The sequence below is a fragment of the Luteimonas galliterrae genome, from assembly GCF_023374055.1.
Classification (GTDB): domain Bacteria; phylum Pseudomonadota; class Gammaproteobacteria; order Xanthomonadales; family Xanthomonadaceae; genus Luteimonas_C; species Luteimonas_C galliterrae.
Window position 1 is genome coordinate 45,376 of record NZ_JAMBEP010000005.1, and the last position, 11,626, is coordinate 57,001.

General features: G+C 66.5%; 9 protein-coding genes. 5 read left to right on the forward strand and 4 right to left on the reverse strand.

Annotated features, from left to right (window positions below; genetic code table 11):
- Nucleotides 1-11: 11 nt before the first annotated feature.
- From mnmE to rpmH, 4 genes are all read right to left on the reverse strand, one after another.
- Nucleotides 12-1,349: a tRNA uridine-5-carboxymethylaminomethyl(34) synthesis GTPase MnmE gene (gene mnmE, locus M2650_RS15275; protein ID WP_249475990.1), complete on the reverse strand. Its 1,338-nt coding sequence runs from the start codon at nt 1,347-1,349 to the stop codon at nt 12-14.
- Between the two features lie 162 nt (nt 1,350-1,511).
- Entirely contained in the window at nt 1,512-3,212 is a 1,701-nt protein-coding gene (gene yidC / locus M2650_RS15280) for a membrane protein insertase YidC (protein ID WP_249475993.1), read from the reverse strand.
- A 15-nt stretch (nt 3,213-3,227) separates the two neighbouring features.
- Nucleotides 3,228-3,692, reverse strand: coding sequence for a ribonuclease P protein component (gene rnpA / locus M2650_RS15285; protein ID WP_249475994.1), 465 nt, complete (start codon nt 3,690-3,692; stop codon nt 3,228-3,230).
- A 35-nt stretch (nt 3,693-3,727) separates the two neighbouring features.
- A complete protein-coding gene (gene rpmH, locus M2650_RS15290) occupies nt 3,728-3,868 on the reverse strand; it encodes a 50S ribosomal protein L34 (RefSeq protein ID WP_137266561.1) in 141 nt (46 codons plus the stop codon).
- Nucleotides 3,869-4,069: 201 nt separating this feature from the next.
- Here rpmH and dnaA point away from each other — a divergent pair, with 201 nt between their 5' ends.
- The 5 genes from dnaA to M2650_RS15315 all read left to right on the forward strand — a co-directional run bounded on the left by dnaA (nt 4,070) and on the right by M2650_RS15315 (nt 11,540).
- Nucleotides 4,070-5,410, forward strand: a complete 1,341-nt coding sequence (gene dnaA / locus M2650_RS15295) for a chromosomal replication initiator protein DnaA (protein ID WP_249475997.1) — start codon at nt 4,070-4,072, stop codon at nt 5,408-5,410.
- Nucleotides 5,411-5,636: 226 nt separating this feature from the next.
- The gene (gene dnaN, locus M2650_RS15300) at nt 5,637-6,737 is read left to right on the forward strand and encodes a DNA polymerase III subunit beta (protein ID WP_249475998.1); all 1,101 of its coding nucleotides are present in this window, start codon (nt 5,637-5,639) and stop codon (nt 6,735-6,737) included.
- Nucleotides 6,738-6,810: 73 nt separating this feature from the next.
- On the forward strand, nt 6,811-7,893 hold the full coding sequence (gene recF, locus M2650_RS15305) for a DNA replication/repair protein RecF (protein ID WP_345779870.1): 1,083 nt from the start codon (nt 6,811-6,813) through the stop codon (nt 7,891-7,893).
- A gap of 273 nt (nt 7,894-8,166) precedes the next feature.
- Nucleotides 8,167-10,620, forward strand: coding sequence for a DNA topoisomerase (ATP-hydrolyzing) subunit B (gene gyrB, locus M2650_RS15310; RefSeq protein ID WP_249476004.1), 2,454 nt, complete (start codon nt 8,167-8,169; stop codon nt 10,618-10,620).
- A gap of 116 nt (nt 10,621-10,736) precedes the next feature.
- Nucleotides 10,737-11,540 carry a M48 family metallopeptidase gene (locus M2650_RS15315; RefSeq protein WP_249476005.1) on the forward strand — a complete coding sequence of 268 codons (804 nt, stop codon included), beginning with the start codon at nt 10,737-10,739 and terminating at the stop codon, nt 11,538-11,540.
- Nucleotides 11,541-11,626 lie beyond the last annotated feature (86 nt).

The following is an 11,626-nucleotide window of genomic DNA, read 5'->3' on the forward strand; positions in this document are numbered from 1 at the left end:
TCCGTTTCCGGCTATTTGCCGATGCAAAAACTGGCAAAAATGTGACCGAGTAGATCGTTTGGGGTGATCCGGCCGGTGATCTCGCCCAGAGCCTCATGGGCCAGGCGCAGCCGTTCGGCGGCCAGATCCAGGGCCTCGGCCGCCAGTTCCCGTTCGGCGATGGCGGCATGGTCCTGGGCGCGGCGCAGGGCTTCGACGTGGCGGGCCCGGGCCGTAAACGCCCCGTCGCCGGCCTGCCCGCCGGTGGCGTAGTCGCGCAGGGCGGCGTGGAGCCGGTCCAGGCCCTCGCCGGTGCGGGCGGAGACGCGCAGGACGCCTTCTTCAGGTTCGGGCTCCGCGGCGCCGAGCAGGTCGGACTTGTTATGCAGCCACAGCCGCTGCGGCACGCCGGCCACGGTGTCGGCGACGGCCTGGCGGCCGCCGATCGGATCGCGGGCGTCGAGGACCACGATCGCCAAGTCCGCCCGCCGCACTTCGTCGCGCGCGCGGCGCATGCCTTCGCGTTCGATCGCGTCGCCGCCCTCGCGCAGGCCGGCGGTGTCGACCAGCATCAGTTCGATGCCGTCGATTCGCACCGCTTCGCGCAGCAGATCGCGCGTGGTGCCGGCGATATCGGTGACGATGGCGCGTTCGCTGCCGGCGAGCGCGTTGAGCAACGAACTCTTGCCGGCGTTCGGCGGGCCGACGATCACCGCGTGCAGGCCGTCGCGGAGTTTCTGGCCGCGCTGCGCTTCCAACGCAAGCGCGTCCATCGCCTGCAGGGCTTGCGACAGTCGCGCGCGCAGCGCTTCGCCGCCGAGCGTGTCGAGCGGTTCGTCGGCGAAATCGATCGCGGCTTCGGTGTGCACGCGCAAGGCGAGCAATTCGTCGGCGATCGCATCGACGCGTCGCGAGAACACGCCGTCGAGCGAACGCCGGGCGGCGCGGGCGGCGTGGATGTCCGCGGCGGCGATCAGGTCGGCGACCGCTTCGGCTTGGGTCAGGTCGAGCTTGCCGTTGAGGAAGGCGCGTTCACTGAACTCCCCCGGCCGCGCATGGCGGGCGCCGAGCGCGCAGCAGCGCGCGACCAGTTGCTGCAGCACCACCGGGCTGCCGTGCGCTTGCAGCTCGACGACGTCTTCGCCCGTATAGCTTGCGGGTGCGGCGAAGTACAACGCGATGCCGTCGTCGAGCGTGGCGCCGCCCTCGTCGCGGAAACGCGCGTGCTCGGCGACGCGCGGGGGCAGTTTCTTCGCGCAGGCAGTTTCGGCGATCGCGAGCGATCGCGGCCCCGACAAGCGCACGATGCCCACGCCGCCGGCGCCGGGCGCGGTGGCGATCGCGACGATGGTGTCGGATGTTTCGGCCATGGGCTATGTTCGCACGGTCCGCTTTTCGTAGGAGCGGCTTTAGCCGCGAGCTCTTTCTGGAAGACGCCGCGACCGGATCGAAAAAGCTCGCGGCTAAAGCCGCTCCTACGAAGAGCAGGGAGAGCAAAAGCGGAAAGCCCGCCTTGCGGGCGGGCTTTTCGTTTACGTAGAGACAGTTCCGGCCTTCGCCGGTGGATCGCTGTAGCGCTTGGTGTTCCACCACTGCTGCAACAGACCGAGCGCGCCGTTGGTGCACCAGTACAGCACCAGGCCGGCCGGGAAGAACGCGAACATCACGCCGAACACGACCGGCATCCACTGCATCATCTTCTGCTGCATCGGGTCCATGCCCGGCGCCACCGGCGTCAGCTTCTGGGTGGCGAACATCACCGCCAGGTTGATCAACGGCAGGATGAAGTACGGATCGCGCGCGGTCAGGTCCTGGATCCAGCCGATCCAGGGCGCATGGCGCAGCTCGACCGATTCGGACAGCATCCAGTACAGCGCCAGGAACACCGGCATCTGCAGGAGGATGGGCAGGCAGCCGCCGACCGGGTTGATCTTCTCCTTCTTGTACAGCTCCATCATCGCCATCTGGAACTTCTGTTTGTCGTCGCCGTAGCGCTCTTTCAGCTGCGCGATGCGCGGCTGGAACTTGCGCATCTTGGCCATCGACTTGTACTGCGCCGCGGACAGCGGATACATCAACAGCTTGATCAGCACCACCAGGCCGATGATCGCCCAGCCCCAGTTGCCGAAGATGCCGTGCAGTTTCTCCAGCACCCAGAACAGCCAGCCGGCGAGCGTGGCCATGAGCGCGTAGCTGCTGAAATCGACGGCCCGCTCCAGGCTGGGCACCTGCTGCGCGGTGATCTGATTGACCAGCTTCGGGCCCACCCACAGGCGCGCTTCGCTCGTTCGGGTTTCGCCGGGCGCTACGTTGAACGCGGGGCCTTTGGCGTCGATCGCGTAGCGGCCGTTGCGTACCGCGAGTTCGTAGCGGGCGGCCTGGTCGCGCTGCGGGATCCATGCGGCGAAATAATGGTGCTGCAGCATCGCCAGCCAGCCGCCGGTGATCTCCTTGCTCATCGGATCGTCGGCGAAATCGTCGTACTTGCGCTTCTCGTATTTGTCCTGGTCGCTGTACCAGGCGGCGCCCTGGAAGCTGTACTGCTCGGCGCTGGTCGGGCCCTTGCGCACCAGCGCGCGCGGCACGCGCTCGAGTTCGCGGTAGACGTAGCCCTGCCACGGCGCGCTGCCGGCATTGGTCACTTCGTCGCGCACCTTCACCGAGTACAGGCCGCGCGTGAACGTATAGACGCGCCGCACGGTCACGCCGTTCGGGCCGTGCCAAACGAACGGCACGTCGAGCGTGCGCGATCCCTGGGCCATCGCGAAATCGGTGCGGCCGCCTTCGGGAACGAAGACGCTGCGTTGCGAAGGATTGCGCTGGTCGATCCAGCCGCTGCGCACTTCGAAGTAACTGTTCGGCGACTGATCGAGCAAGCGCACCGGCGCGCTCTTCTCGTCGGCCGTGCTCGGGTACTTCAACAGGTCGGCGACCTTCAGCGTGCCGCCATCCATGCTGATCTTGAGCACGTCGGTGGTGACGGTCACCGTAGGCGCTGCGCCGGCAGGCGCAACGGTCGCGGCCGGTGCGGATCCCGACGGCGTGGCGCTGGGAATCGGTCCGACCATGGCGTCGGCGCTGGCGGGCGGCACGTTGCCGGCAGCCGCGGGCACGGCCGATTCGGTCGGCGCCGTCGACGTGGGCGGCGCGGCATGTTCCTTGCCCCACTCCATCCACAACAAGGTCGCCACCATCAGCCAGGCGAAGATCAGGAAAACACGGGTCTGGTTCATCAGGCAGCGGCAGGCTCAGCCGGGATCGGACACCGGCATGGAATCGTGGGCGGGAACATCTGGATTGGGGGCGGCATCGGCGGATGCAACGCCGCGCATTGTGCCGGGCGGCGCTCCCGCAGTCGACTGGCGCGGCAACGCGCCGGCGCGTCGGAGCAAGGCGCGCATCGCATCAGCGAGCGCCGTGGCGGTCGCGCCCGCGGCGGCGGCGCGCGCCACGAAGACGTAATCGCCGCCGGCGAGGTCGGCGCGGATCAGGCGAAATTGCTGGCGCAGCGCGCGCTTGATGCGGTTGCGGACCACGGCGCGGCGATCGACCTTGCGCGATACGGCCAGACCCAGGCGCGCGGCATCGTCGCCGCGGCGCCAATGCAGGGCGAAAAGAGGGTCGCTAAAACGTTGTCCGGACTTGAATGCGGCGTCGTAGTCCGACGCTGCCGTCAGGCGTGCGCTGCGCGGAAAGCGGGCACGCGTGGGCATCACGAAACTCCGGCCGGGACGGCCGGCAGGTCGACTCAGGCCGACAGGACTTTGCGGCCCTTGGCACGACGACGGGCGAGGACCTTGCGGCCATCGGCGGTCTTCATGCGGGCACGGAAGCCGTGGTCGCGCTTACGCTTGAGGTTGCTGGGCTGGTAGGTGCGCTTGGTGGCCATGAGCGTGCCGGGTTTCGGTGAACAAGACCGGAAATCATAGCGGGTTGCCTGCTACGCGGTCAAATGCCCCCTCTTGCCCGTGCCGGCGGTCTGCCAATCGACGAACGCTGATGCGCGGCCAGGGGCGCGGTGATAGTCTGCCCGCATCCCGGCTTCGACAACTTCTCGCGACGCGCTGCGTCGTGCGGCCAGCCTTTCCGAATGACCCTGACTCCGAACCTTGATGCCTGGCCACGTTGCCTGGAGCGCCTGGAAGCCGAACTGCCGGCCGAGGACGTGCACACCTGGCTGAAACCCCTGCAGGCGACGCAGCGCGACGACGCCCTGGTGCTGTTCGCGCCGAACGCCTTCGTGGTCGAACAGGTGCGCGACCGCTACCTGGACCGCATCCGCGAACTGCTGGCGCATTTCGCCGGCACGCCCGAAGTCAGCCTGGAAATCGGCGCGCTCAAGCGCGCGCCCTCGCCCGTCGCGGCGTCGATGTCGATGTCGGCGCCGACGCGGCAACCCGAGCCCTTCCACGGCAATCTCGACAATCACTACACCTTCGATAATTTCGTCGAAGGCCGCAGCAACCAGCTCGGCCGCGCTGCTGCCTGGCAGGCAGCCACGCGTCCGGGCGACCGCTCGCATAATCCGCTGCTTTTGTACGGCGGCACGGGCCTGGGCAAGACCCATCTGATGTTCGCCGCCGGCAACGCGATGCGCGCCCACAATCCGGCGACGCGCGTGATGTATCTGCGCTCGGAACAGTTCTTCAGCGCGATGATGAAAGCGCTGCAGGACAAGGCGATGGACGGTTTCAAGCGCCAGTTCCAGCAGGTCGACGCGCTGCTGATCGACGACATCCAATTCTTCGCCGGCAAGGACCGCACGCAGGAGGAGTTCTTCCACACCTTCAACGCGCTGTTTGACGGCAAGCAGCAGATCATCCTGACCTGCGACCGTTATCCGCGCGAAGTGGAAGGCCTGGAGCCGCGGCTGAAATCGCGTTTGGCTTGGGGCCTGTCGGTGGCGATCGAACCGCCGGACTTCGAAACGCGCGCGCAGATCGTGCTGTCCAAGGCGCGCGAGCGCGGCACGATGATCCCCGAGGACGTCGCCTTCCTGATCGCCAAGAAGATGCGCAGCAACGTCCGCGACCTGGAAGGCGCGCTCAACACGCTGGCCGCGCGCGCCAACTTCACCGGCCGCAGCATCACCCCGGAATTCGCCCAGGAAACGCTGCGCGACCTGTTGCGCGCGCAGCAGCAGGCGATCGGCATCCCCAATATCCAGAAGACCGTGGCAGACTACTACGGCCTGCAATTGAAGGACTTGTTGTCGAAGCGGCGGACGCGTTCGCTGGCCCGGCCGCGCCAGGTGGCGATGGCGCTGGCCAAGGAGCTCACCGAACACAGCCTGCCGGAGATCGGCGATGCCTTCGCCGGCCGCGACCACACGACCGTCTTGCACGCCTGCCGCCAGATCCGGAGCCTGCTCGAGACCGACGGCAAGTTGCACGAGGATTGGGACAAGTTGATCCGCAAGCTCAGTGAGTAACTCTCGCCCAGCGCTGTGGATAAGATGGGGAAAGTTTCAGGCCGAAAAGTTACCCACAGCTTGTGCAGTACCCGCAACCGTAGTTACCAGAACACAATGGCGTCTCTGAAAACATAATGGATTCATTGACTTAGGTCATATACCCACAGATTTCGGCTACACCATCACCACCAGCTTTTTGTTTATTCCTTCCGTCTAGAAACAGAGCACAAGGGATCGGGGCCGCATGCGTTTCAGTCTGCAACGCGAAGTCTTGCTCAAACCATTGGCGCAGGTCGTCAATGTCGTGGAACGCCGGCAGACCCTGCCCGTTCTCGCCAATCTGCTGGTACAGGTGAAGAACGGACAGCTGTCGCTGACCGGCACCGACCTGGAAGTGGAGATGATCGCGCGCGCTGCGGTCGACGACGCTCAGGATGGCGAGATCACCGTGCCGGCACGCAAATGGTTCGAGATCGTCCGCGCCCTGCCCGACGGCAGCAAGGTCGTCGTCAGCCAGTCCGGCGACAAGATCACGGTCCAGGCCGGTCGCAGCCGCTTCACGCTGGCCAGCCTGCCCGCGAACGATTTCCCGTCGATCGACGAAGTCGAAGCGACCGAACGCGTGCAGGTGCCCGAGGCTTCGCTGAAGGAACTGATCGAACGCACCGCCTTCGCGATGGCGCAGCAGGACGTGCGTTATTACCTCAACGGCTTGCTATTCGACCTGGGCGACAAGACCCTGCGATGCGTGGCGACCGACGGCCATCGTCTGGCGCTGTGCGAAGCGGCCCTGGAAAGCGGCGGCGGCGGCAAGCGCCAGATCATCGTGCCGCGCAAGGGCGTGCAGGAGTTGCAACGCTTGCTGGAAGGCGGCGATCGCACGCTGGAACTCGAGCTCGGCCGCAGCCACATCCGGGTCAAGCGCGACGACGTCACGTTCACCTCCAAGCTGATCGATGGTCGCTTCCCGGACTACGAGGCCGTGATTCCGATCGGCGCCGACCGCGAGGTCAAGGTCGACCGCGAAGCCCTGCGCGCCTCGCTGCAGCGTGCGGCCATCCTGTCCAACGAGAAATACCGCGGCGTGCGCGTCGAAGTTTCGCCGGGCCAGTTGAAGATCAATGCCCATAACCCCGAACAGGAAGAGGCGCAAGAAGAAGTCGAAGCCGACACCAAGGTCGACGGCCTGGCGATCGGCTTCAACGTCAATTATCTGCTCGACGCGCTTTCCGCCCTGCGCGACGAGCATGTGGTCATCGCCCTGCGCGACGCCAATTCATCCGCCCTGGTGCGCGAAGCCAGCAACGAGCGCTGCCGCCACGTGGTGATGCCGCTGCGGCTTTGATGGATCGAATGCAGTTCCACGTGAAACATTACCGCCCGGCTCTTGCCGGGCGGTGTCGTTTGGGTGGTGCCTCGTGCGCCTGACCCGGCTCGACATCCGCAATTTGCGCCTGCTTGCGCCGACCTCGTTGCAGCCGGGGCCTACCCTCAACTGGATCACCGGCGATAACGGCGCGGGCAAGACCAGTGTGCTCGAGGCGGTTCACCTGCTCGCCTATGGCCGCAGTTTCCGCGGCCCGGTCCGCGACGGCCTGATCCGGACCGGAGCCGAAGCGCTGGAAGTTTTTGCCGAGTGGGAGGAATCCGCCTCGGCACGCGCTCGCCGCGTCGGTCTGCGCCACGCCGGGCAGTCCTGGGAGGGGCGACTGGACGGTGTTCCTGCGCCGGCCCTGGGCGAGCTCTGCGCGGCCTTGGCCGTAGTGACCTTCGAGCCTGGCAGCCATGCCCTGATAGCGGGCGGCGGCGAGCCGCGCCGTCGCTGGGTCGATTGGGGGCTGTTCCACGTGGAACAAGACTTTCTTCCGCTGTGGCGGCGTTATGCCCGCGCCCTTAAACAGCGCAACGCTTTGCTGAAGAGCCGGCCGCGGCCGGAGCAGCTGGATGCCTGGGAGCATGAGCTGGCCGAGGCGGGCGAGCCGCTCACCTCCCGGCGCGAGCAGTACCTGGAGCGTCTGCAGATCCGGTTGGCCGGCGTGGCGGCCGACCTGGTGCCGTCGCTAGGCGTGGCCACGCTGCATTTCCAGCCGGGCTGGCGGCGCCACGACCTGTCCCTGGCCGATGCATTGCTGCTGGCCCGGGATCGCGATCTGCTGACCGGCCACACCTCGGTCGGCCCGCACCGCGCCGATTGGCGCATCGACTACGCCGCCCGCCCCGGGCGCGAGGCCCTGTCCCGTGGCCAGGCCAAGCTGACGGCCCTGGCCTGCCTGCTGGCCCAGGCCGAGGACTATGCCGAACGCCGTGGCGAGTGGCCGGTGGTGGCCTTAGACGATCTGGCGTCCGAATTGGACGGCCGCCACCAGCGGCAGCTATTGGCGCGGCTGCGGCAGAGTGGGGCTCAGGTCTTCATTACCGGGACTGAAGTGCCGGCTCCGGCCGACCGGGAACCCGACGACGCATGGTTCCACGTGGAACACGGCGATATAATGAGGCAATAGCGAATCCATTCTTCTCCCGCGTGCGGGTGGCGCGAAGCGTCGGATGAGGGCGCGCGGAGATTGAGATCGCTTCGACCCTTGTTTCCATCACCAGGGGACACGCAGAGATCGGCAATTCCCTGCGCACTCACCAACCCTCTCTCGCAGGCAGGAGAAGGCGCGACACGGCGGCTTGCGGGCGTCCCGGATGCTATAATTCCCGGAGCAATCCCCTATAGCTAATGTGTCGCGATGCCGAGCTCCGCGCCGGCGTCGCGGGAGCGCGCGAAAAGCATGTCCGAAACGACCGACGACAGCACCATCCCCGAAACTCCGAACCAGAATTACGACTCCAGCAAGATCACCGTATTGCGCGGCCTCGAAGCCGTCCGCAAGCGTCCCGGCATGTACATCGGCGACGTGCACGACGGCACCGGTCTGCACCACATGGTGTTCGAGGTGGTCGACAACGCGATCGACGAAGCGCTCGCCGGCCACGCCGACGATGTGGTCGTGCGGATCCTGGAAGACGGCTCGGTAGGCGTGTACGACAACGGCCGCGGCATTCCGGTAGATACGCACAAGGAAGAGGGCGTTTCCGCGGCCGAAGTGATCATGACCGTGCTGCACGCCGGCGGTAAGTTCGACGACAACAGCTACAAGGTTTCCGGCGGTCTGCATGGCGTCGGCGTGTCCGTCGTCAATGCGCTGTCCGAGCACTTGTGGCTGGACGTCTGGCGCGACGGCTACCACTGGCAGCAGGAATACGCGCTCGGCGAGCCGCTGTATCCGCTCAAGCAGCTGGAAGCATCGGACAAGCGCGGCACGCTGCTGCGCTTCAAGCCGGCGGCCGAAATCTTCACCGATGTCGAATTCCATTACGACATCCTGGCCAAACGCCTGCGCGAACTGTCGTTCCTCAATTCCGGCGTCAAGATCACGCTGATCGACGAGCGCGGGGAAGGGCGCACGGACCTGTTCCAGTACGAGGGCGGCATCCGCTCCTTCGTCGAGCATCTGGCGCAGCTCAAAACGCCATTGCACCCGAACGTGATCTCGGTGACCGGCGAGCAGAACGGCATCACCGTCGACGTCGCGCTGCAGTGGACGGACGCCTACCAGGAAACGATGTTCTGCTTCACCAACAACATCCCGCAGAAGGACGGCGGCACCCACTTGATCGGTTTCCGCGCCGCGCTGACGCGCACGCTGACCAACTACATCGAACAGAACGGCATCGCCAAGCAGGCCAAGATCACGCTGTCCGGCGACGACATGCGAGAGGGCATGATCGCGGTGCTGTCGGTCAAGGTGCCGGACCCGAGCTTCTCCTCGCAGACCAAGGAGAAGCTGGTCAGTTCCGAGGTGAGGCCGGTCGTTGAGAGCACGTTCGGTGCGCGTTTGGAGGAGTTCCTGCAAGAACACCCCAACGAAGCGCGCGCCATCACCGGCAAGATCATCGACGCCGCCCGCGCCCGCGAGGCCGCCCGTAAGGCCCGCGACCTGACTCGCCGCAAGGGCGCGCTGGATATCGCCGGCCTGCCGGGCAAGCTCGCCGACTGCCAGGAGAAGGACCCGGCGTTGTCCGAACTGTTCATCGTCGAGGGCGACTCGGCCGGCGGTTCGGCCAAGCAGGGCCGCAACCGCAAGAACCAGGCGGTGCTGCCGTTGCGCGGCAAGATCCTCAACGTCGAGCGCGCGCGCTTCGACCGCATGCTCGCGTCCGCGGAAGTCGGCACGCTGATCACCGCATTGGGCACCGGCATCGGCAAGGACGAATACAACCCGGACAAGCTGCGTTACCACCGCATCATCATCATGACCGACGCCGACGTCGACGGTTCGCACATCCGCACGCTGCTGCTGACGTTCTTCTACCGGCAGATGCCCGAACTGATCGAACGCGGCCACGTCTACATCGGCCTGCCGCCGCTGTACAAGTTGAAGCAGGGCAAGCAGGAGCTGTACCTGAAGGACGACGCTGCGCTCAACGCTTATCTCGCCGGCAACGCGGTCGAAAACGCATCGCTGATCCCGGCCGCAGGCGAGCCGCCGATCACCGGCGCGGCGCTGGAAAAACTGTTGCTGGCCTATGCCGGCGCGCGCGAGACGATCGCGCGCAATACGCATCGCTACGACCCGATCGTGCTCGAATCGCTGATCGATTTCACGCCGCTCGACGCCGCGCGCTTGGCCGAGAACACCGACGAGCAGCACGAGCTGGAAGCCCTGCAAGCGCGGCTCAACCGCGGCGGCATCGGCGGCCCGCGCTACGCGCTCACCTTGCAGCCGCCGCGCGACGACCGTCCGGGCGCGTTGCTGGTCACGCGCAAGCACATGGGCCAGGAGATGGTGCAGGTGCTGTCGCTGTCGGCGTTCGAGAGCGGCGAACTGCGCCCGCTGCGCGAAGCCGCGGCCGTGCTGCACGGCCTGATCCGCGAAGGCGCGCAAATCGTGCGCGGCGGCAAGTCGCAACCGGTGGCCAGCTTCGCCGAAGTGCAGGCCTGGCTGCTGGAAGAGGCCAAGAAGGGGCGCAGCATCCAGCGCTTCAAGGGTCTGGGCGAAATGAATCCCGAGCAGCTGTGGGACACCACGGTCAATCCGGACACGCGGCGCCTGCTGCAGGTGAGGATCGAAGACGCGGTCGCGGCCGATCAGATCTTCAGCACGCTGATGGGCGACGTGGTGGAACCGCGCCGCGAGTTCATCGAAGACAATGCGCTGAAGGTGGCCAACCTAGACGTTTGACGGCCGTACCCGGCGCCATCACCGCCCTTCGGCGCTGCGGAGGCGGTTTGACGCGCCCTTCAGGTTGGCCGGCATACAAGAAGCCCATCCTTAGTCCGTCCGCACGGGACCCTTCCATGAAGACACTCGTTCTAAGCGTAGCCATCGCTTGCGTCGCCACTGCGTGCGCAACGACCACCTCGCCGACCGGACGCACGCAAATGGTCGGCGCCGTGTCTCAGCAAGAGCTCAACCAGCTCGGCGCGCAGGCCTTCGCCGAAGCCAAGAGCAAAGGCCCGATCAGCAGCAACGCCAAGCAGAACGCCTACGTGCGTTGCGTGGTATCGGCGATCACCCGGCAACTGCCGCCGGGCGCGCAGGCCGGTTGGGAAACCGCATTGTTCGCCAACCAGGAACCGAACGCCTTCGCGTTGCCGGGCGGCAAGGTCGGGGTCAACACCGGCATTTTCACGGTGGCGCGCAACCAGGACCAGCTGGCCGCGGTGATCGCGCACGAAATCGGCCATGTGGTCTCGCGCCATCACGACGAGCGCATCACCCGGCAGATGGGCGCGCAGGGTGCGCTGCAGATCCTCGGCGCATTGGCGGGCTCGCGTTACGGCGAAGGCGCCGGCAACGCCGCGATGCAAGGCGGCAGCGTGCTGGCGCAGACCGGCTTCCTGCTGCCGGGCTCGCGCCAGCAGGAGACCGAGGCGGATGTGGTCGGCCAGCAGCTCATGGCCCAGGCCGGTTTCGATCCGCGCCAGGCCGTGAACCTGTGGCAGAACATGATCGTCGCCGGCGGCAGCCGCCCGCCGCAATGGCTGTCGACGCATCCCGATCCGCAGGCGCGCATCGCCGAACTGCAGCAGCGCTCGGCGCAGCTGGTGCCGGCCTACGAACAGGCGCGCGCGGCCGGCCGCCGGCCGAACTGCGGCTGACGCGCATGCGCCGGTTTTGCGACTTTTGAAGGTCCGTTCTGTTAGCGTGGCCGCCCCCGGCTCCCACGTCCCCATCCACCGCCGTC

Bases quoted from the DNA above. Each gene is read 5' to 3' on its own strand.
- mnmE (WP_249475990.1), bottom strand. From the start codon at position 1,349: ATGGCCGAAACATCCGACACCATCGTCGCGATCGCCACCGCGCCCGGC.
- yidC (WP_249475993.1), bottom strand. From the start codon at position 3,212: ATGAACCAGACCCGTGTTTTCCTGATCTTCGCCTGGCTGATGGTGGCG.
- rnpA (WP_249475994.1), bottom strand. From the start codon at position 3,692: ATGCCCACGCGTGCCCGCTTTCCGCGCAGCGCACGCCTGACGGCAGCG.
- rpmH (WP_137266561.1), bottom strand. From the start codon at position 3,868: ATGGCCACCAAGCGCACCTACCAGCCCAGCAACCTCAAGCGTAAGCGC.
- dnaA (WP_249475997.1), top strand. From the start codon at position 4,070: ATGACCCTGACTCCGAACCTTGATGCCTGGCCACGTTGCCTGGAGCGC.
- dnaN (WP_249475998.1), top strand. From the start codon at position 5,637: ATGCGTTTCAGTCTGCAACGCGAAGTCTTGCTCAAACCATTGGCGCAG.
- gyrB (WP_249476004.1), top strand. From the start codon at position 8,167: ATGTCCGAAACGACCGACGACAGCACCATCCCCGAAACTCCGAACCAG.
- M2650_RS15315 (WP_249476005.1), top strand. From the start codon at position 10,737: ATGAAGACACTCGTTCTAAGCGTAGCCATCGCTTGCGTCGCCACTGCG.